The organism is Isoptericola sp. 178, assembly GCF_030586525.1.
Lineage (GTDB): Bacteria > Actinomycetota > Actinomycetes > Actinomycetales > Cellulomonadaceae > Isoptericola > Isoptericola sediminis.
Window position 1 is genome coordinate 607,140 of the sequence record NZ_JAUQYN010000003.1, and the last position, 18,314, is coordinate 625,453.

The 18,314-nt window shown below is 72.0% G+C and carries 19 protein-coding genes and 1 tRNA gene; 6 read left to right on the forward strand and 14 right to left on the reverse strand.

Annotation, left to right across the window (positions count from 1 at the left end; genetic code table 11):
• Positions 1 to 7: 7 nt before the first annotated feature.
• Entirely contained in the window at positions 8 to 181 is a 174-nt protein-coding gene (locus Q6349_RS12025) for a CsbD family protein (protein WP_171248003.1), read from the reverse strand.
• Between the two features lie 123 nt (positions 182 to 304).
• Here Q6349_RS12025 and Q6349_RS12030 point away from each other — a divergent pair, with 123 nt between their 5' ends.
• On the forward strand, positions 305 to 823 hold the full coding sequence (locus Q6349_RS12030) for a hypothetical protein (protein ID WP_304604267.1): 519 nt from the start codon (positions 305 to 307) through the stop codon (positions 821 to 823).
• 53 nt (positions 824 to 876) lie between these two features.
• Positions 877 to 949: transfer RNA gene (locus Q6349_RS12035), tRNA-Asn, on the forward strand.
• Between the two features lie 89 nt (positions 950 to 1,038).
• Here Q6349_RS12035 and Q6349_RS12040 read toward each other — a convergent pair.
• From Q6349_RS12040 to Q6349_RS12050, 3 genes are all read right to left on the reverse strand, one after another.
• On the reverse strand, positions 1,039 to 1,347 hold the full coding sequence (locus Q6349_RS12040; protein WP_304604268.1) for a hypothetical protein: 309 nt from the start codon (positions 1,345 to 1,347) through the stop codon (positions 1,039 to 1,041).
• Position 1,348: 1 nt separating this feature from the next.
• Positions 1,349 to 2,293 carry a hypothetical protein gene (locus Q6349_RS12045; protein WP_304604269.1) on the reverse strand — a complete coding sequence of 315 codons (945 nt, stop codon included), beginning with the start codon at positions 2,291 to 2,293 and terminating at the stop codon, positions 1,349 to 1,351.
• Positions 2,294 to 2,467: 174 nt separating this feature from the next.
• A complete protein-coding gene (locus Q6349_RS12050) occupies positions 2,468 to 3,046 on the reverse strand; it encodes a Dps family protein (RefSeq protein ID WP_304604270.1) in 579 nt (192 codons plus the stop codon).
• A gap of 86 nt (positions 3,047 to 3,132) precedes the next feature.
• On the opposite strand from Q6349_RS12050, the gene Q6349_RS12055 reads away from it, so the two are divergent.
• Entirely contained in the window at positions 3,133 to 3,381 is a 249-nt protein-coding gene (locus tag Q6349_RS12055; RefSeq protein WP_171247989.1) for a hypothetical protein, read from the forward strand.
• Positions 3,382 to 3,414: 33 nt separating this feature from the next.
• On the opposite strand, the gene Q6349_RS12060 is transcribed toward Q6349_RS12055, so the two are convergent.
• The 4 genes from Q6349_RS12060 to Q6349_RS12075 form a co-directional block, all read right to left on the reverse strand.
• Complete coding sequence (locus tag Q6349_RS12060; protein WP_216077729.1) at positions 3,415 to 4,401, reverse strand: S1 family peptidase; 987 nt, start codon at positions 4,399 to 4,401, stop codon at positions 3,415 to 3,417.
• Positions 4,402 to 4,517: 116 nt separating this feature from the next.
• Complete coding sequence (dnaG, locus tag Q6349_RS12065; RefSeq protein ID WP_304604271.1) at positions 4,518 to 6,473, reverse strand: DNA primase; 1,956 nt, start codon at positions 6,471 to 6,473, stop codon at positions 4,518 to 4,520.
• A gap of 24 nt (positions 6,474 to 6,497) precedes the next feature.
• Positions 6,498 to 7,832, reverse strand: a complete 1,335-nt coding sequence (locus Q6349_RS12070; RefSeq protein WP_370375616.1) for a deoxyguanosinetriphosphate triphosphohydrolase — start codon at positions 7,830 to 7,832, stop codon at positions 6,498 to 6,500.
• Positions 7,833 to 7,842: 10 nt separating this feature from the next.
• Entirely contained in the window at positions 7,843 to 8,640 is a 798-nt protein-coding gene (locus Q6349_RS12075; protein ID WP_304604272.1) for a metallophosphoesterase, read from the reverse strand.
• A gap of 79 nt (positions 8,641 to 8,719) precedes the next feature.
• Between Q6349_RS12075 and Q6349_RS12080 the strand changes: the two genes are divergently transcribed.
• Both Q6349_RS12080 and Q6349_RS12085 read left to right on the forward strand, forming a co-directional pair.
• Positions 8,720 to 9,211, forward strand: a complete 492-nt coding sequence (locus Q6349_RS12080) for a GyrI-like domain-containing protein (protein ID WP_304604273.1) — start codon at positions 8,720 to 8,722, stop codon at positions 9,209 to 9,211.
• Positions 9,208 to 10,074: a MerR family transcriptional regulator gene (locus Q6349_RS12085; protein WP_304604274.1), complete on the forward strand. Its 867-nt coding sequence runs from the start codon at positions 9,208 to 9,210 to the stop codon at positions 10,072 to 10,074. Before Q6349_RS12080 ends, Q6349_RS12085 begins: the two co-directional genes overlap by 4 nt.
• Here the strand turns inward: Q6349_RS12085 and Q6349_RS12090 are convergent.
• The 6 genes from Q6349_RS12090 to Q6349_RS12115 all read right to left on the reverse strand — a co-directional run bounded on the left by Q6349_RS12090 (position 10,035) and on the right by Q6349_RS12115 (position 16,984).
• Positions 10,035 to 10,547 (reverse strand): DinB family protein, encoded by a 513-nt coding sequence (locus Q6349_RS12090; RefSeq protein ID WP_304604275.1) that lies wholly within the window; start codon positions 10,545 to 10,547, stop codon positions 10,035 to 10,037. The genes Q6349_RS12085 and Q6349_RS12090 overlap by 40 nt on opposite strands.
• Before the next feature lie 158 nt (positions 10,548 to 10,705).
• A complete protein-coding gene (locus tag Q6349_RS12095; protein ID WP_304604276.1) occupies positions 10,706 to 12,601 on the reverse strand; it encodes a glycoside hydrolase family 13 protein in 1,896 nt (631 codons plus the stop codon).
• Positions 12,602 to 12,645: 44 nt separating this feature from the next.
• Positions 12,646 to 13,068 carry a spore germination protein GerW family protein gene (locus Q6349_RS12100; protein WP_304604277.1) on the reverse strand — a complete coding sequence of 141 codons (423 nt, stop codon included), beginning with the start codon at positions 13,066 to 13,068 and terminating at the stop codon, positions 12,646 to 12,648.
• Between the two features lie 55 nt (positions 13,069 to 13,123).
• Positions 13,124 to 14,029 carry a sugar ABC transporter permease gene (locus tag Q6349_RS12105; protein ID WP_304604278.1) on the reverse strand — a complete coding sequence of 302 codons (906 nt, stop codon included), beginning with the start codon at positions 14,027 to 14,029 and terminating at the stop codon, positions 13,124 to 13,126.
• A gap of 1 nt (position 14,030) precedes the next feature.
• Positions 14,031 to 15,677 (reverse strand): ABC transporter permease subunit, encoded by a 1,647-nt coding sequence (locus Q6349_RS12110; protein ID WP_304604279.1) that lies wholly within the window; start codon positions 15,675 to 15,677, stop codon positions 14,031 to 14,033.
• Positions 15,678 to 15,745: 68 nt separating this feature from the next.
• A complete protein-coding gene (locus Q6349_RS12115) occupies positions 15,746 to 16,984 on the reverse strand; it encodes a maltose ABC transporter substrate-binding protein (protein ID WP_304604466.1) in 1,239 nt (412 codons plus the stop codon).
• A 200-nt stretch (positions 16,985 to 17,184) separates the two neighbouring features.
• Between Q6349_RS12115 and Q6349_RS12120 the strand changes: the two genes are divergently transcribed.
• A complete protein-coding gene (locus Q6349_RS12120; protein WP_304604280.1) occupies positions 17,185 to 18,207 on the forward strand; it encodes a LacI family DNA-binding transcriptional regulator in 1,023 nt (340 codons plus the stop codon).
• Positions 18,208 to 18,314: the final 107 nt, after the last annotated feature.

Consider the following 18,314-nt stretch of genomic DNA (forward strand, 5'->3'; position numbering starts at 1 on the left):
CCGCGGACTATTTCTTGAAGGCGTCCTTGACGTCGTCGCCCGCCTGCTTGAGGTTGGCCTGCGACTGCTCGGCCTCGCCCTCGGCACGCATCTCCTCGTCGTCGGAGGCCTTGCCGACGGACTCCTTGACCTTGCCCGCCGCTTCCTCGGCCATGTGCTTGGCCTTGTGTCCCCTGCTCATGTCGGACCTCCTCGTCCTCGGAGGTCCGACGATACGGGCGCCGACGGACCGTCGCACCTGGACGGTCGCACCCTGTCCGGGTCGCGTCTCGGGCACAGGCCGCTCGACCAGTACCGTGGGCGCATGTTCGCCAGCCGTCGCCAGCAGCCGCCCGCCGTGCGCCAGGTCGTGCCCCTGACCCGTGGCGAGCGCCTGCTCGCGAGCGCCGAGACCTCCGACGGCGGCTGGGTGGTCGCCACCACGGCGGACCTCGTCGTCGTCGCGGCGGCGGACGACGGCCCCGCCGTGTCGCTGCGCCGCCCCTGGTGCGACGTCGACCGGGCGGCCTTCGACCCCGAGCGGTCGATCCTCACCGTCGAGTGGGTCGACGCGGCACCGGATCTCCGCCCGATGCTCTCCGACGCGGCCGGCTCGAACCTGCCCGCCGTCGTGCGCGAGCGGGTCCTGTGGTCCGTGGTGCTGGCCGAGACCGTCGACGTCCCCGGCGGCACGGTGCGCGTCGCGGTACGCCGCCGTCTCGACGGCACCCTGTTCTCCCAGGCGGTGGCGGGCGACGGTGTCGACCTGTCCCGCGCCGACGTGGCGAACGTGGTGGACGCCACGGAATCGAGGGTCCGAGGGGCGTGCGGACTACCCGGGTAGACCTGGTAAGGTTCTTCACGGTTCGGCGCTCCGGAGGAGCCTCGGGCCCTCGATCCCGCGTAGCTCAGCTGGCAGAGCATCCGACTGTTAATCGGACGGTCACTGGTTCAAGTCCAGTCGCGGGAGCAATAGACCCCGGAGTCTCAACGACTCCGGGGTTTTTCGCTTCTGCCGTCCGTGCACTTTCTCTGTCACGCCTCTCGAAGGCATGGCAATCACCCGACGGCATCTGGGTTCCGGCGCGTGAACGTCAGCGAGACCGATGCGTCGGCCTTGGTGACCAGGCCGATGACCACGCCGGCTTCGATGCCCACGTTGAACTGGATCGACTCGAGCTGGAACGGGCTCCGCTCCGCCGCCTCGCGCGTAGCGGTCGCGAGAGCGGTCAGCCGATCGACGGCGATGTCCCAGACCTCTCCGAGTCGGTCGATCGCCTCGACGGTCCGGTCACGGCTGTGCTGCTCGAAACCGACGGGGTCATGCGGATCCGCCTCGGCTTCGTCCGCCGCGACGACGAGCTGCATCTCAAGCATCGAGCACCCCCAGCAGATCCGGATCGACGCCGAGGAGTCGTGCAGCCTGACGCAGGTCGCCCGCGTGGCCATAGGTTGACCACCGACCGTCCTCGTCCTCGGCGTTGTGCTTTCCCAGGTAGATGCCGCATGGCTCGCTACTCGTGGTGGAGACGAGCGATCCGCTCTGCCCGGGGCGTCCCCACTCGCTCGTGAGGAAGTTCTGCGGAACGGCCGCGGACAGCAGCGGCTGCGCATCGACTGCCATCATCACCCTCGTCGGCACCACCTTGCGTCGACCGAGGTGCAACTGAACGGCATCACCCACCCCGACCGGCCGCGCGGCGACCGGACCGACGGGCGCGCAATGACATTCCATCTCGACGAGCGCGGCATCCACATAGCCAGGTGCGCACCGCAGGAGCCTGGCTCCACCGCCGCGCTCGCAGCGCAGCGGCACGCGGTCCCCCGGCCGATGAGCGTCGACCACGTGACCGGCAGTGATCCCGACCGGCGGGTCGGCGTTGATGTCGTAGGCGGCGATCCGGCCGTCGCTGACGAACCGATGAGGCTCGATCTGCATTCTCTGTTCGACGACGGGGAAGGCAACACCGTCCACCTCAACCTCGCCTGCCTGCCCTCGGGCACGCCCTCCGGTGAACAGGACGACGCCGAACTGGTAGCCGTCGACCGGGGGCATGTCGCCGGACCGGCCACGTCCGAGGGTCTGGAAGATGCCCGTCCCCACGAGGGCCGTCCGGTACAACGCCTCCTCGAGGCGTTCGTCCTCGCGCATCCGTTCGGCGGTCCGGGCCCGCAGCGCGGCTGCCCACATGTTCGCCACTGTCGGCTCGTACGGGAGATCGCCCCGTGGGGTCCGCCGCTCTTCCACCACCCGGAGATAGGTCTCGGGCGCGTAAGGCGGTACGAGCTGCGCAACGACACTCTCGTAGATCACGCGGACCTCCCACCGTCGACAGCGCCTGTCCCGACACGATCATCTGTCGCCGTCGCCCGGCACGCCCCTCGCGGACGGAGAATTCGCCCATCAGGACCGCCGGTCGCGGGATCCCCAGGAGGAAGGCCCCTGACCTCGCGGTCAGGGGCCTTCCTCCTGTGCGCGTGCGGACCGTCAGCCCGCGTTGCGCTCAGCCTCGCGGGCCTGACGTGCGGCGTCGATCTCGGACGTCGCGCCGGCCGTGGACAGCTCTCCCCCGGCGGTCTCCAGGTGGGCCCGGACGAACCAGTGGAACTGCTCCAGCTCACGCAGGTTGCCGATCAGCAGGTCGTTGGTGACGTCGTCGAGCTGAGCCGTCGTCTCGGCAGCCTGACGGTGCGCGGCGATGACACCCTGGTAGACCTCGTCGAGCGCCCCGAGGTGCTCGATGGTCGTGGCCCGTCCCAGGTGGTAGTCCTCCCAGGTGCGGTGCGCCACCAGCGCGCCCGGTGTGCCCTGCGGGACCCCGCCCAGCGTCGCGATCCGTTCAGCCACGTCGTCCGCCATCAGCCGCACGGCGTCGACCTGCGGGTCGAGCATCTCGTGCACGGCGATGAAGTGGGGGCCGACGACGTTCCAGTGGACGTGCTTGAGCGTCAGGTGGAGGTCCGTCAACGAGTTGAGCCGGTCCTGCAGGATGTCAGCGACCCGGGCACCGTTCTCGGCGGTCATCGAGGGCACCGTGTAGGTGGGGTCGTGAGTACCGTCAGCCATCTGATCTCCTTCGCTCGGTCGTCCCCCCATGCTGGCCCCCCGACCCATCGACCGCGACCCGAGGACGACAGGCGTACGGTGAACGTATGAGCGAGGACGACCTGATCGCCGGCATCCCCCAGGAGGATCCTGCGGTGCGTGACGCGTTGGCCACCGCCGAGGAGTGGATCGGCGCGGAGATCCAAGGCGTCGCCGTCGGGGAGACGGCCCAGGGTGAACCGTGCGTGGTGGTCTACGCGCCGGACCCGGAGTCGCCGGCCGTGCGCGAGCTGCCCTCCTCACTGAACGACATCCCCGTGCGCGTCGAGGCCGGCGGCCCCTTCCTCGCGGAGTAGCGAGTCCGGGGCCGACGGCACCGCGCGGCCTCGTCACGGCCAGATGCGCACACCCAGCAGGATCTGGACGTAGGCGATCGGGTTGATGATCGTGGCCGTGCTGGACCCGGCGAACAGCAGCCCGACGGGGTTGTTGTCCAGGTCGAGCACCAGCGATCCCGAGTCACCACCGGCCGACATGTCCGAGGTGACGATCTGCTTGCCGAACTTCGCGACCTTGCCCCCGCCGTAGTTGACGTTCACGGTGGCGTTGAGCGCGGTGACCCGGCCGGTGGTGAAGTGCGTGGTGCGACCGGTCTTCTTCACCAGCATGCCGACCTCCGCCGCCTTGACGAGCGACCGCGGGTAGCCGGACCAGTAGATGTCCCGGTCGATGGTGTCGAACGGGATCTCCGCGATCGCCGCGTCGACGTAGTTGACGGTCCCGTCGAAGCGGATCGGCACGTAGCGCGCCAGCCGGCCCACCACGTCGGCCGGGTAGGTCCCGCCGTCGTACGCCCCCGGCTGGATGATCGGGTCGCCGATCCGGGCGTCGTTGGAGTTGGCGAGCACGTGGTTGTTGCTCAGCGCGTAGTAGCGCGGCGGCTTGCCGGGCACGGTGTTCCGCAGGTCGTAGGCACCGGCACCGAGCGTGCCCGCCGTGACCTTCAGGTGCCCGATGCTGTAGCCGGGCCGCACCGGACGGACCCGCTTGGCCAGCTTCTGCACACCCGCCTCCATGGCGGGTTCGGCGTCTCCCCCGGCGACGAGCGGGCCGACCTCGAGCACGTCGGTCGGCGCACCCCCGACGGTCTTCGGGACTCCCTTGCCGGACAGCATCTCGGCCGGCAGCTTCTGCTCGACCAGCACCATCACGCTCGGCTTGTCCGTCTGGGTCCCGCCGGTGATCTTGAAGCCGAGTCCCACCCCCACCACGTTCTCCGTGGCGAGCAGGTCGTCCTCGGCCGAGTCCCGCTTCGAGGCGATGCCGGAGAGCGCCTCCGGTACGTCCGGCTCGAGGTCGAACATCTCGTCGTTCATGATTCCCTCCCCGAGGAGCCCGGAACGCCGGCCCGGGTGGGCCGCGACGTCGCTCCGGCACCCCTAGCAGGAAGGAGCGGACCCTCGGGTGTCCCGATACCCGGGTCGGGGGTGAATCAGACGCTCTCGCGCAGCTCGCGGCGTTCCTTCTCGATCGCGACGAGCTCCTCGAACGCGGCACGGTAGGCGTCGGGGTCCGCCGTGGCGTCGAGCCGCTGCACGCGGCTCTTGGCGTCCGCGATCCGCCGCGTCAGCCCCAGGTCGGCGACCTTGCGCACGACGTCGGCCACGAACGCGGCGATCGCGCTCTCGCGGTCCTCGGGCACCGGCGCGACCGCCAGCTCGGTCACCAGCGGCGCCACCGCGTCGCCGGCTTCCTCCACGACGGTCTCGACCCACCGGTTCCCGCCCAGACCGGCGCCGGTCCGCACTCCCCCGGCCGCGCGGATCGCGGCGTGCACCGCCCGCCACGCGGGGGTGGCGAAGGCGTCGGGGCCCAGGTCGTCGAACGTCACCGGCACGTGCTGCGGGTACTGCAGCACCACCACGAGGGCGAGCCGCTCGATGCGTGCCACCGGGTCGGCGGGGTCGGGGGCGCTGAGCACCGGGCCGGACACCACCGACTCGCCGTCCGCGGGGCCGAGTGCACGCTCGGGCCGTGCGGTCCGCTCCTCGCGCCGTCGGGCGGGGCCCGGGGTGCTGTGCGCCCGGCTGACCTCGCGGCGCACCTCGTCGGTGTCGATGCCGATCCACCGGGCGAGCAGACGCGCGTAGCCGAGCTGCATCGACCGGTCGCGGATCCCCGCGACCACCGGTGCCGCGGCCCGCAGCGCGTTGACGCGCCCTTCGACCGTGTCGAGGTCGAAACCGTCGAGCGTCGTGCGGATGACGAACTCGAACAGCGGTACGCGCTTGTCCACGAGGGTGCGGACCGCGTCGGGGCCGCGCTGCATGCGCAGGTCGCACGGGTCCAGGCCGGTCGGTTCGACGGCGACGAAGGTCTGGGCGTGGAAGCGCTGGTCCTCGCCGAACGCGCGCATCGCGGCTTTCTGACCGGCCGCGTCCCCGTCGAAGGTGAAGATGATCTCGCCGCCCAGCGACGCACCCGAGGCGAGCTGCAGGCCGCCGCCGGCGGTGGTGTCGCCGAGCAGACGCCGCACCACCTTGGCATGGTCGGCGCCGAACGCGGTGCCGCACGTCGCCACCGCGGTGTCCACCCCGGACAGGTGGGCGGCCATCACGTCGGTGTACCCCTCGACGATGACCACCCGCTTGTTCTGGGCGATGGCGCGTTTGGCCAGGTCGATGCCGTAGAGGACCTGCGCCTTCTTGTACAGGGTCGTCTCGGGGGTGTTGAGGTACTTGGGGCCGGGGTCGTCGTCGAAGAGCTTGCGGGCGCCGAACCCGATGACCGCCCCGGTCACGTCGCGGATCGGCCACACCAGCCGGCCGCGGAACCGGTCGTAGATGCCGCGCTGGCCCTGGCTGACCAGCCCCGAGGCGACGAGCTCGGCCTGGGTGAACCCGCGGCTCTGCAGGTGCCGCATCAGGGCGTCCCACCCGGTCGGGGCGAACCCCAGCCCGAACGTCTCGGCGTCGGCCCGCTCGAAGCTGCGCTCGGCGAGGAACGCCCGTGCCGCCTGGGCACCGGGGGCGAAGAGCTGTTCGGCGTAGAACTGCGCCGCCACGCGGTGCGCCTCGAGCAGGCGCTGCCGACGGCCCGGCTCCTCGCGGGGGCCCCGCTGCGCCGCCGCACCGGTGCGGGAGTCCTCGTAGTGCAGCTCGACGCCGACCTTGTCCGCCAGGTACTCGACGGCGTCGGTGAACCCCATCCCGTCGATCTTCTGCACGAACGAGATGACGTCGCCGCCCTCGCCACACCCGAAGCAGTGCCAGCGGCCCACGCCCGGACGCACGTGGAAGGAGGGGGTGCGCTCGTCGTGGAAGGGGCACAACCCCTTCATCGAGCCGACGCCCGCGTTCTTGAGGGTGACGTGCTGGCCGACGATCTCGTCGATCCGCGCGCGGTCGCGGACGGCGTCCACGTCGTCTCGCTTGATCAGGCCTGCCACGGGCGCGAGTCTATGCCCCCGCAGTCAGTCGTCGCCGCGCACCAGGCGGCCGTGCATCTGGACCGCCGAGACGTCGGTGAGCGAGGCCACCTGGTCGACGACGACCCGCAGCCGCGCGGCGTCGTCGGGGGCCTCGTGCCAGTCCGCGGCGAACTGCGGCTCCAGCGCCGTCGGGGCACGGTCACCGAGGACCTTGACCAGGTCGGCGACGATCTCGCGCTGCGCGGCGTACAGCGGTTCGGACTCCCGCGGCGCCATGACGTAGGTGACGGCGACGCCCTTGAGCGCCAGGATCTCGTCGGCCGTCTCCGGCGGGACGACGAGCTGGGCCGAGTACCGCGTCAGCGGCCCGTCCCCGTACTCCTCGCGGGTGGCGCGCTGGGCCGAGCCGCTGAACCGCCCGATGAGCTGGCTGGTGGCGTCCTTGAGCCGGGCGAGGGCTCCCCGCGATCCGTCGAAGTCGGTCACGAGGTAGCCGGTGTCCCGCAGCCGGCACAGCGCGGCGTCGAGGGCGTCGGCGTCGTGCCACATGCCGTACCAGGACCGCACGTGCTCGACGATGCGCGCCCGCTCGGACTCGTCGTCGAGCAGGCGCAGGTCGAGGCGGCTGCCGACGACGGCGTCCTCGACGTCGTGCACGGAGTAGCTGATGTCGTCGGCGAGGTCCATGACCTGCGCCTCCATGCAGCGCACCATGGACCGCGGCGCGCCCTGCCGGAGCCAGTCGAACACCGGGGCGTCGTCGGGGTAGACACCGAACTTGCCGGTCGTCGACCCGTCGGGGCGAGGCGGCCCCTCGTGCAGAGGCCAGGGGTACTTCACCGAGGCGTCCAGCGACGCCCGGGTCAGGTTGAGGCCGCGGGGTGCGCCGTCGGCCTCCAGGATCTTGGGCTCGAGCCGGGTGAGCAGCCGCAGGGTCTGGGCGTTGCCCTCGAACCCCCCGATGTCGGCGGCGAGCTCGGCCAGCACGCGTTCACCGTTGTGCCCGAACGGCGGGTGCCCCAGGTCGTGCGTGAGGCAGGCGGTGTCGACGAGGTCGGGGTCGCAGCCCAGCGCGCGGCCCATCTCGCGGCCGACCTGCGCCACCTCCAGGGAGTGCGTCAGCCGGGTGCGCACGAAGTCGTCGCTGCCGGGCGTGAGCACCTGGGTCTTGGCGCCGAGACGACGCAGGCCCGAGGAGTGGACCACCCGGGCCCGGTCGCGCTCGAACGGGGTGCGGTCCTTGGACTTGGGCGGCTCGGCGGCCCAGCGCTCGGTGTCGGCGTCCGTGTACGACGCCGGCCCCTCCTCGCCGGGGGCAGGACGCGGCCCGGTGCCGACCACGTCCGGGTCGAAGGCCTCCTGCGAGAACGTCTGCACGAGGGGAAGCCTACCGAGCGCCGCCCACGGGCTCGACGGCGTGCCGACTGCGGTGGACGGCGGTGCGCAGCTCGCGCTCCCACGGCCCGTACTGCGGCATGTCCAGGTGGCGGGCGACGGCCAGCTCGGCCTCCACGTCGTACGGCAGACGGACGACCTGCAGGCCGAACGGCGCGGGGTCCGGTCCGGGGACTCCCTCGAGGACGACGTAGGCCGCCGACGGCTCGTCGAGGGCGTTGCCGACGCTGCCGGCGTTGAACAGGGTGCGGCCGCGCCGGGTGCGCTGATAGGCGGCGTGGACGTCGCCGTATCCGACCAGGTCGGGCTCCGGCCCCCGTCCCGTCAGGTCCGTGGCGGCGAACATGCCGGCGAACTCCTCACGGGTGTGGTCGACGTGCACGCGCGTGTGCACGCTCGCCGCCGAGGCGTGGAAGAGCCGGATCCGTCGTCCGGAGAGCTGCAGGTCGTGGCACAGCGGACGACGGCGGATCAGCTCGCGCTGGTCGGGGCGCAGCTCGTCGCGCCACCACACCATCTCCGGCGGGCCGTCGTCGGGGATGTCGGGCAGGAACTCGTCCCAGTTCCCGCGGACGTTCATCTCGCAGACCTGCTCGGTCCGGTCCACGACGGCGCTGCCGCGCGGGCCCTTGCCCACGTCGTCCCCGAGGTTGAGGACCCGCGTGATCCCGCGGGCGGAGATGTCCGCGAGGACGGTCTCGAGCGCCGTGAGGTTGCCGTGCACGTCGGAGAGGATCGCGATCTGCTCGGTGGCCACGGCCCGAGCCTCCCACAGGGTGCGGGCCGTCACGCTTGACCTTTCCCCCGGGTCAAGGAGTCTTCTGGTGCCGGCCCGTTCGAGACTCGCACGGCGACCAGGAGGAACGACGATGACGACATGCACGATCGAGCAGTGGTCCGAGCGCCACTGGGTCGGTATCCCCGTGACGGCCGAGCTCTCGCGGTGGGACCGCGTCAACGCTCTCGTGCCGCAGGTCTTCGCCGCCCTGGCGGCGGCGGGCCACGAGCCGCTGGGAGGGCCGATCTACCAGTACCACCGGTTGCGGACGGTGGCCGACCCGATGGACGTCACCGTGTCCGTCCCGGTCGCGGCCCCCGTGCAGCTGGGTACGGGATTCGACACCGGGACGCTCCCGGCGGGCCGCTACCTCGTGGCGCGGCCGCACGGCGGACCGGACGCGCTGGCCCAGACCCACCGGGACATGGGCGACTGGGCGGGCCAGCAGGGTCTGGAGCTCGCCGTCGACGAGGAGGCCGACAGCATCCGGTGGCACGTCCGCACCGAGCAGTTCCTCACGGACCCGCAGACGGAGCCGGACCGGAGCAGGTGGACGGTCGAGGTCGCATACTTGCTGAGGTGAGCGAGCACAGCACCCGGATGCCCATCGGCGAGTTCGGCCGCGTCACCTGGCTCTCGCCGCGGGCGTTGCGCCTCTACGAACGCCGGGGCCTCCTGACGCCCGAGGTCGTCGACCAGTTCACGGGCTACCGCTACTACGGGATCGCCCAGGCCGACCGTGCCCGGCTCATCGCGTTACTCCGCCGGGCGGGGATGCCTCTGGACCGGATCGGCGACGTCCTGGACGCCGACCCGCGCCGGCGCTCGGACCTCGTCGCCGCGTACCGGGAGGACGCCGCCCGACAGCACGCGCGGACCGTCGCGCTGCTCGACGACCTCATCGACGACCTCGACGGCGACCGCTCGCACCCGACGCGGTCGCATCCCCCGGTGGAGAGACGTGACGTCCCGGCGCAGGTGTTCCTCTCCCGCACCGTGCGCACCACGGCCGCCGACCTTCCCCGGCACGTCGAGGTCGCTGCGACCGAGCTGTCACGGCGGGCAGGCTCCTCCCGCGACGAGGACCGACCCCTCGTGGTCGTCTACCACGGCGAGGTGAGCTGGGAGTCCGACGGGCCGATCGACGTGCGCGTGCCCGTGCACCCCGACTCCGGCGTGGACGGCACCGAGGTCGAACCGGCCGGGTCGGAGATGTTCGTCGCCGTACCGTACGGCGCCGTCCAGTTCCCGACGATCCTCGGCGCCTTCGACGCCGTCCGTGCGGCCGCGACGGTCCAGGACCGCCGACCGCTCGGCCCGCCGCGGGAGATCTACCGGCAGGGCGACCCGTTCCGCTGCGAGGTGGCTCAGCCGTATGCCGTGACCCGCGTGGGCGCCGCCGATGGCTACGCCCGTCCGGTGCGCTCCAGGACGCCGCGCAGGTAGGCGATCTGCGCGGCGTGCTCCAGGGAGTCGTTCGCGACGCTCACGAGCCGCGCTCCGCGGGTGACCGGCGGGTCCCAGGCGTCGTCGACCACCTCGTCCAGATCGTCGTCGGTCAGGTGGTCCAGCACGTCCAGGGACTCCGCCGCCACCGCCTCGACGTAGCCCAGGAGCAGGTCGGCCGGTGCCCGGACCCGCGCGACGTCCTCGGCGGTGTGCCCGTACCCGGTGTCGTGCAGCCCGAACGGGAGGTCGAACCGGTCCGCCCAGCCGCGGGCGTACACCTGGTCGCGGCCGACGGCGTCGGCGACCTGGACGTCCTGGTCGCGGCCGATGTGCCAGGTCAGCCAGGCGACGGTGTTCGCCGCCGGGTCGAGCCGCTCGGTGAGCGCGGCCTCCGGCAGCCCCGCGACGGCACGCCGCACCGTCGGGAAGATCCGGGAGTACAGGTCCTGCAGCACCGCGATGCCGTGCATGGTTCCTCCGTCGGGTCGGGGTCGGTGGTCCCGCAGCCCACCGTGCCGTGGACCGCCGGCCGGCGCGACCGGGCTCCGTGCCGGCTCTGGCGGCCGCGGCGGCCCTGGCGGACCTCCGGGTCGGGCATCGGCCACCCGATGCCTGACCGACGACGCCGTCACGCAGCGGTGGGCAGACGGAACACGCCCACGCCCGGCCCCGCGCCGTCGACCGTCAGCCCGTCCGGCCCGACGTCGAGCCCCACCTCGCCGTACAGCCGCTCCGGCTGCGCACCCGGGTCCAGCAGGTGGCTCGGCAGCACCGTCCCGGCCCAGGGGCCACGGGCGAGCACGACGAGCACCCGCTCGGACGGCGTCTCCCGCAGGAAGACGACCGCGTCGTCCTCGACCACCGCCCAGCGCAGCCCGCCGTCGCGCAGGGCGGCCGATCCGCGACGCATCGTCGAGAGCCGCTGGTAGCGCTCGAGGATCTCCGCGTCCCAGCGCGGCCCTCCCCCGCGAGCGCCCTGGTCCCACGCCATGGTCGTGCGGGCGTGCTCGCCGTTGTCCCCGGTGGCACCGATCTCGTCCCCGGCGAAGACGACGGGCGTGCCCGGGTAGGTGAACAGCAGGGCGGCCGCGACCTCGGCCGCGGCGTCGGAGTCGACGGTGGTGCGCAGCCGCGGTGTGTCGTGGGAGCCGAGCATGTTCCACTGCCGGGCGGTGACGGACCACGGCACGGCGGAGTCGAACTCGCGCATCGCGGCCACCATGGCACCGCCCGGGCGGCGGGCGCCCGCCACGGGCAGACCGTGCGCGGCGGCCGGGGACCCCTCGGCGGCCAGCCAGGACCACGCGGGTCGGGTGAACCCCGTGTAGTTCATGTTGGCGTGCCAGCCGCCGGCGCGCAGGTCCTCGATCGCGTCGTGGAAGTGCTCGGCGATGAGGGCGCCGTCGGGCCGCTCCCGCTCGATGGCGGCACGCAGCTCGCGCGCGACGGCGTGGGTGCGGTCCTGGTCGGCCCACCGACCGGTCATGTTGGCGACGTCGACCCGCCAGCCGTCGAGTTCGAAGGGCGGGCGCAGGTACCGGCCGATCGGGGCGTCGGGGTCGGTGACCATGCGGCGCCAGGTCTCGGGCGCGCCCCAGTCGAGCTTGGGCAGGGAGCCGAACCCGAGCCAGCTCGCGTAGTGCTCCCCGGACGCCGTGGTCGACACGTCCGTGGTGTCGCCGGACGGGTCCGCCCACACGTACATGCCGTGCTCGGGCGAGTCCGGGTCGGCGAGAGCGGTGGCGAACCACTCGTGGCCCTCGCCGGTGTGGTTGGTCGTGATGTCGCCCATGAGCCGCATGCCGCGGGCGTGCACGGCCTCGGCGAGCCGCGCGTAGGCCTCGTCGCCGCCGAGCAGAGGGTCCACCTCGTGGAACGTCGAGGCGTCGTAGCGGTGGTTGGACCGGCCGGGGAACACCGGGGTGAGGTAGACGGTGCCGACGCCGAGCGCGGCGAGGTGGTCGAGGTGCTCGACGATGCCGTCGATGTCGCCGCCGTAGTACTGGGTGCCGGCCAGCACGCCGGTGCCGGCGGGTTCGTCGTCCCACTGCGCCGGCACGGCCCAGTCCGGGACCGGGCGGGCGTCCGCGGCCGCCGAGCGGGCGAACCGGTCGGGGAAGATCTGGTAGACGAGTCCATCGCCCATCCACTCCGGGCCCGGGGCGTGCGTCGTGAGCCGGAAGTCCCCGGCGTCGGACACGTCGCGGTCGTGCACGCCGCGGCCGTTCAGCCACCGGTAGCCGCCGGGCCCGTCCAGGAGGAAGCGGTACGGCGTGACGGGGTTGTGCACCACGACGTCCGCGGTGAACCACCGGTCGGTGTCCGTGCCGGCGTCGGGCGTCGCCTCGGTGAGCCGCGGCTCGCCGTCACGCACGCTGCGGACCCAGACCCTCTCGACGCCGGAGGCGCGGGGCACGCGGACCCGGACCGGCACCGAGTCACCGAGCTGCGGGGTGCCCGGGGGCACGTGGACGGCGGACCCGTCGTGGTGGGGCAGGTCGAGCAGGTGGGGTGCAGGGTGCATGCGGTCCTCTCGGTCGGTGGCGGCCGCCACCGACCGAGGTCCGGTCAGCGGCGGCGGCCGATCGCCCACCCGGTGGCGAGCGCGATCACGATCCCGACGATCTGTCCGCCGAGGATCACCTTGTTCAGGTCGAGCACGGGCTGCCATCGCGTGCCCGTGGCGCCGACGACGTAGACGCCGAGCGGCGTGACCCGCAGCCCGTAGCCGCCGCCCCCGCCGCCGCCCTCGCCGGACGCCTCATCGTGCGCCCCGTCGGGGACGTCGCTCGCGTCGTCCTCCGCGTGCGAGACGGGGCCCGCCCCGCCGCCGGACCCCGTGCCGACACCACCCCGTACGCGGGCGACCGGGATGACGAGCTGGCCGTCGTGCTCGTACGCCTCGCCGAACGCGCGGCGCACGGTGAACGACTGGTCGGCGGCGTCGGTGAGCCGTGCCAGGTCCGGGCCGAAGGTGCGCTTCTCGCTCATGCATCCAGGCTAGGACCGGGGCCGGAGCCCCGCCACGGGCACGCGACCGACGCCGTCAGCCCTTGACGGAGCCGGCCGTCAGCCCGCCGACGATGTACTTCTGCAGGAACAGGAACAGCGCGAGGATCGGGATCGTGGAGATCACCGCGCCCGCGGCGAAGAGCCCCCAGTTGGCCTCGAGGAGGCTGGAGACCCACGAGTAGAGACCGACCGCGAGCGTCCAGTTGGACTCCGACTGCAGCAGCACGCGGGCGATGACGAACTCGCCGAAGGTGGCGATGATCGACAGCAGCGCCACGACCGCCAGGATCGGGGTCACCAGGCGCAGGATGATCGTCCAGTACGTCTGGGCGTGCGTGGCGCCGTCGATCTTGGCCGCCTCGTCCAGCTCGCGCGGGACCGTGTTGAAGAACCCGTACATGAGGAACGTGTTCACGCCGAGCGCGCCGCCGAGGTAGACGCAGATGAGCGCGACCCGGGAGTTCAGGCCGAGCGCCGGGACCACCTCGCCGAGGCTGATGAGGAGCAGGAAGATCGCGACGAACGCGAGCATCTGCGGGAACATCTGGAGGATCAGCAGCGTGGTCAGCCCGGCCCGGCGCCCGGTGAACCGGAACCGGCTGAAGGCGTACGCCGCGGCGGCGCCCATGAGCACCGTACCGATCGAGGTCGCCACGGCGATCAGTACCGAGTTGGCGAACCACGACCAGTACACCGTGTCGGCCAGCCGGGCGTAGTTCTCCGTGCTGAACGTGTCGAAGAGCTGGTTGGACCCGGTCAGGGTGCCGCTCTCGGCCACGGAGGCCGACAGGACGTACACGATCGGGAAGGCGGCGTAGACCACGAACACGACGCCGACGACGTGCCGCCAGCCGAGCTCGGTGAACCAGCGCCCGGCCGTCCTGCGACGGGTGGGCGTCGACGGGGTGCGGACCGCGGGGGCGGTCGAGGTGGCGGTCATGTCAGTTGATCTCCTCGAGCGAGCGGGTCCGCTTGAAGGCGATGGCCGAGATCGTCGCGATGATCACGAAGATGACGATGGACAGCGCGCTGGCCAGGCCGAAGTCCTTCGGGGCGTTCCCGTCCAGACCGGCCACGGAGTAGACCATCGTGATCATGATGTCGGTGTGACCCAGCGGCACGGAGGCGTCCTCGAACCGTGGACCGCCTCCGGTGAGCATGTACACCAGGGCGAAGTTGTTGAAGTTGAACGCGAAGCTCGAGATGAGCAGCGGGGTCGTGGAGACGAGCAGCAGGGGCATGACGACCGAGCGCCAGGTGCGCAGCCGGCCGGCGCCGTCGATCTTCGCGGCCTCGAGCACGTCGGTGGGCAGGGACTGCAGCGCACCGGTGCAGATGAGGAACATGTACGGGAACCCGAGCCACAGGTTCACCCCGATGATCGACAGCTTGGCCAGCCACGGGTCGGTCAGCCACGGGATGGCCGCGCCCCCGAGCAGCACCTGGTTGACGAACCCGAAGCTGCGGTTGAGCAGACCGGACCACAGCAGCGGGGCGACGAACCCCGGGATCGCGTACGGCAGGATCAGCAGCGTCCGGTAGATCTTGCGCCCGCGCATCGGGGTGTTGAACACCGACGCCAGGAACATCCCGAGCAGGAACGTCGTGGCCACGGAGGCGAAGGCGAAGACGAAGGTCCAGACGACGATCTGGAAGAACGGCCCGGAGTACCGCGAGTCGGAGAACGCCGTGGTGAAGTTGTCGAACCCGACGAACACCCGCCAGCCGACGTTCAGCGTGGATCCGTCCGCCGCCTCGAACTGCCCCTCGTCGTTGGGTGTGTAGACGGTGCCGCTCGCGGTGTCCGTCATGGTGTCCGCGGCCTCGTCGTAGACGAGCGTGGACTCGTAGACGTACCCGGTGCGGGCGTCCTGGGTGCGCACGGACCCGGCGGCCGGGTCGTCGGAGACGGGCACCCGCAGATCGGTGACCTCGCCCTGCCGGGCCAGCACCTCGGCGCGGTCGAGGACCTCCCAGCCGTCGACGGCGGTGACCCGCCCGTCGGTGACGGTGGCCTCCGCCGCGGCGAGCGGCTCCTCGGCGCTGCCGACCTCCGTCGTCCCGTCGGGCTGGACGACGGCGAACCCGAGCTCCTCGCCGTCGGCCACCACGGTCAGCGGCACGGCGGGCGACCCCTCGACACGGCGCTCGTTCTGCACGAGCAGCGCCGCGACGGCGTCCTCCTTGGTGGAGTTGTGGCCGTCCCCGTAGTTGGTGAAGGCCACCCACCCGGTGTAGCCGATGGTGAAGATCTGGAAGGTGAACAGGAAGATCAGACCGGGCAGCACGTACTTCAGCGGGACGACGCGCCGCGAGAAGTAGACCCAGTTCGCCACGACCAGCATGGCGACCATGGCGCCGAGGATGAACCACGACTCGGCCAGGTAGGCCGACCAGACGACGTAGACGCCGAACGCGTCGACGACGGCCATGAGGGCGAGCTTGGCCAGGAATCCGGCGCCGTAGCGTCCGGCCGGCGACTCGTCGCGGCGTCCGAGCCGGAAGCGGCGCGAGGGGCGGCCGGGGGGTGCGGGAGCGTCGTCCGAGGCCTCGCGCGAGGCGGTGCGGGACTGCTGCAGGTCGGTCATCGAAGAGCCTTCCGGGATCGCGCGACGGGCCGTGGTGGCACCACGGCCCGTCGCGAGAGGTCAGGACGTCAGGAGTCGAGTGCGCCCTCGATGTCCGAGATCATCTTGTCCCAGGCCTTGGCCGGGTCGGCCTTGCCGGCGATGATGTTGGCCTCGGTGACGCCCCAGAAGGCCCACACGGAACCCATCTCGGGGATGGACGGCATCGGCACGGCCTCGGCGCCGACCTCACGGAAGCCCGCCACGATCGGGTCCGACGACGCGGCGTCGGCGGCGGCGGTGAGCGCCGGCGGGCGGCCACCGGCCTCGAACAGCGCGGTCTGCGCCTCCTCGGTGGACAGGTAGTTCACGAGGAAGTCGTTGGCCAGCAGGGCGTTCTCGCTCTGGGCGCTGACGTAGAAGCCCTGCACGCCGACGAACGGCTGCGCGGCCTCGTCACCCGCGGCCGGGATCGGGTCGATCGCCAGGTCCAGGTCGGCGAACTGCTCGAGCATCCACGGACCGCCCACGATGAACGGCGACTGGCCCTTGGCGAAGGCCTCGACGGCGATGTCGTAGGTGATGTCGGTGGTCAGCGTGCCGGCCTCGCCCTGCTCGGCGAGCCACTGCGCGTACGCCGTGCCCGCGTCGCCACCCATGGCGAGCTCCGGGGAGTAGGAACCGTCCTCGTTCTGCTCGAACACGGGAGCGCCGAACGACGTCTGGAACGGGTAGTAGGTGTACGGGTCGCCCTCGGTCCCGGTCTGGATGAGGAACGGGTACTTGGTGTCCGCGTCCTCGCCCATCGAGATGGCGTCGTCCCACGTGGCGGGGGCGCTGTCGGCCAGCTCGGTGTTGCGGATCAGGGCGATGTTCTCGATCGCGTACGGCATGCCGTAGACCGCGCCGTCGGCGGTGAAGGCCTCGACGGCGACGTCCTCGAACCCGTCGGCGGTGGCTCCGAGCTCGACCGGGGCGACGACCCCGTTGGTGATGAGCTCGCCGAGCCAGTCGTGGGCACCGACGGTGACGTCCGGGCCCTCGCCCGTCGGCACCTGGGCGATGAAGTCGGAGCGGATGTCCTCGAAGTTCTTCAGGACGATCTCGACCTCGGCGCCGGTCTCGGACTCGAACGCCTCGGCGGCGGACTCGACCGCGGTCTCGCGCGTCTCGTCGACCCAGACGGTCAGCGAGCCGGTCGCCTCGGTGGCCTCGGCCGTGCTCTCCTCGGTGCCCTCGGTGGTGTCACCGGCGTCCTCCGACGACCCGCACGCCGACAGGGCGAGGGTCGTCACCAGGGCGGACGCGATAAGGATGCTCCGTCGCATCGTCATTCTCCCAGCATCTTTCGGGGTGGTGGCCCACCGGCATGCACGCCGGCGGGCCCTGCTGGAGGATGAATCTAGGACAGGATGTTCGCGATTTGCAAGATGTTGCAATAACGTTTCTGCAACCGACGATCCACCGCAGCGTCCGACCCGCGGTCGCCCGAGGACGAGGAGGTCCCGTGTCCCTTACGATCGCAGGCGTGCGCACCCGACTGAGCGACCTGGCCGACCAGGCCGGGGTCTCGACCGCGACCGTGTCGCGCGTGCTCAACGGGAAGCCCGGTGTCGCCAGCTCCACCCGCCAGGCGGTGCTGGCCGCCCTGGACGTGCTGGGCTACGAGCGCCCCTCGACGCTGGCCGGCCGGTCCGCGGGACTCGTCGGTCTCGTGGTGCCCGAGCTCACCAACCCCGTCTTCCCCGCGTTCGCCCAGGCGGTCGAGTCCATCCTCGCCCAGCGGGGCTACACGCCGCTGCTGTGCACCCAGGCCCCCGGCGGCACCACCGAGGACGAGTACGTCTCGACGCTCGTGGACCACTCCGTCGACGGCATCATCTTCATCTCCGGCCTGCACGCCGACACCCGCGCCAACCACTCGCGCTACGAGCTGCTGCGCGGGCAGGGCGTGCCCATCGTCCTGGTCAACGGCTACGCACCGGGCATCGACGCCCCGTTCGTCTCCCCCGACGACGCCGAGAGCATCGACGTCGCGGTCCAGCACCTGGTCACGCTGGGGCACCGGCGTATCGGCCTGGCCATCGGCCCCGAGCGGTACGTGCCCGCCCAGCGCAAGGCGGCGGCGTTCGCCGCGGCCCTGGTCCGTCACGGGCTGGCCGCCGACGAGGCCGCGGCCCGGGCGCACGTGGTCAACACGCTGTACACCCTCGAGGGCGGGCAGGCCGCGGCCGCCGAGCTCTACGCCTCGGGCCACACGGCCGTGGTGTGCGGCTCGGACCTCATGGCCCTCGGTGCCGTCCGGGCGGCCCGGGCCCAGGGCCTGAAGGTCCCCGACGACGTCTCCGTCGTGGGCTACGACGACGCCCCGCTCATCGCCTTCACCGAGCCGCCGCTGACGACGGTGCGCCAGCCCGTCGACGCGATGGCCGACGCCGCCGTCAGCGCCCTGCTCACCGAGATCGGCGGGGACCGCGCCCCGCGCACGGAGCTGCTGTTCTCCCCCGAGCTCGTCGTCCGGGGCTCGACGGGTCCCGCGCCCCGCGACTGACCCTCGACCGCAGGGTTGCCCTCCTGCCCGCCGCAGCGCAGGCTGGATGCCACGACGGCCCGCCCATCGACCCCGGGCACCCCTTCTGCAAGAATCTTGCAGAGGCG

Coding starts and splice junctions, on each gene's coding strand:
- Q6349_RS12110 (WP_304604279.1), bottom strand. CDS start 15,677: ATGACCGACCTGCAGCAGTCCCGCACCGCCTCGCGCGAGGCCTCGGAC.
- Q6349_RS12025 (WP_171248003.1), bottom strand. CDS start 181: ATGAGCAGGGGACACAAGGCCAAGCACATGGCCGAGGAAGCGGCGGGC.
- Q6349_RS12055 (WP_171247989.1), top strand. CDS start 3,133: ATGAGCGAGGACGACCTGATCGCCGGCATCCCCCAGGAGGATCCTGCG.
- Q6349_RS12050 (WP_304604270.1), bottom strand. CDS start 3,046: ATGGCTGACGGTACTCACGACCCCACCTACACGGTGCCCTCGATGACC.
- Q6349_RS12060 (WP_216077729.1), bottom strand. CDS start 4,401: ATGAACGACGAGATGTTCGACCTCGAGCCGGACGTACCGGAGGCGCTC.
- Q6349_RS12090 (WP_304604275.1), bottom strand. CDS start 10,547: ATGCACGGCATCGCGGTGCTGCAGGACCTGTACTCCCGGATCTTCCCG.
- Q6349_RS12030 (WP_304604267.1), top strand. CDS start 305: ATGTTCGCCAGCCGTCGCCAGCAGCCGCCCGCCGTGCGCCAGGTCGTG.
- Q6349_RS12040 (WP_304604268.1), bottom strand. CDS start 1,347: ATGCAGCTCGTCGTCGCGGCGGACGAAGCCGAGGCGGATCCGCATGAC.
- Q6349_RS12080 (WP_304604273.1), top strand. CDS start 8,720: ATGACGACATGCACGATCGAGCAGTGGTCCGAGCGCCACTGGGTCGGT.
- Q6349_RS12115 (WP_304604466.1), bottom strand. CDS start 16,984: ATGCGACGGAGCATCCTTATCGCGTCCGCCCTGGTGACGACCCTCGCC.
- Q6349_RS12105 (WP_304604278.1), bottom strand. CDS start 14,029: ATGACCGCCACCTCGACCGCCCCCGCGGTCCGCACCCCGTCGACGCCC.
- Q6349_RS12095 (WP_304604276.1), bottom strand. CDS start 12,601: ATGCACCCTGCACCCCACCTGCTCGACCTGCCCCACCACGACGGGTCC.
- Q6349_RS12100 (WP_304604277.1), bottom strand. CDS start 13,068: ATGAGCGAGAAGCGCACCTTCGGCCCGGACCTGGCACGGCTCACCGAC.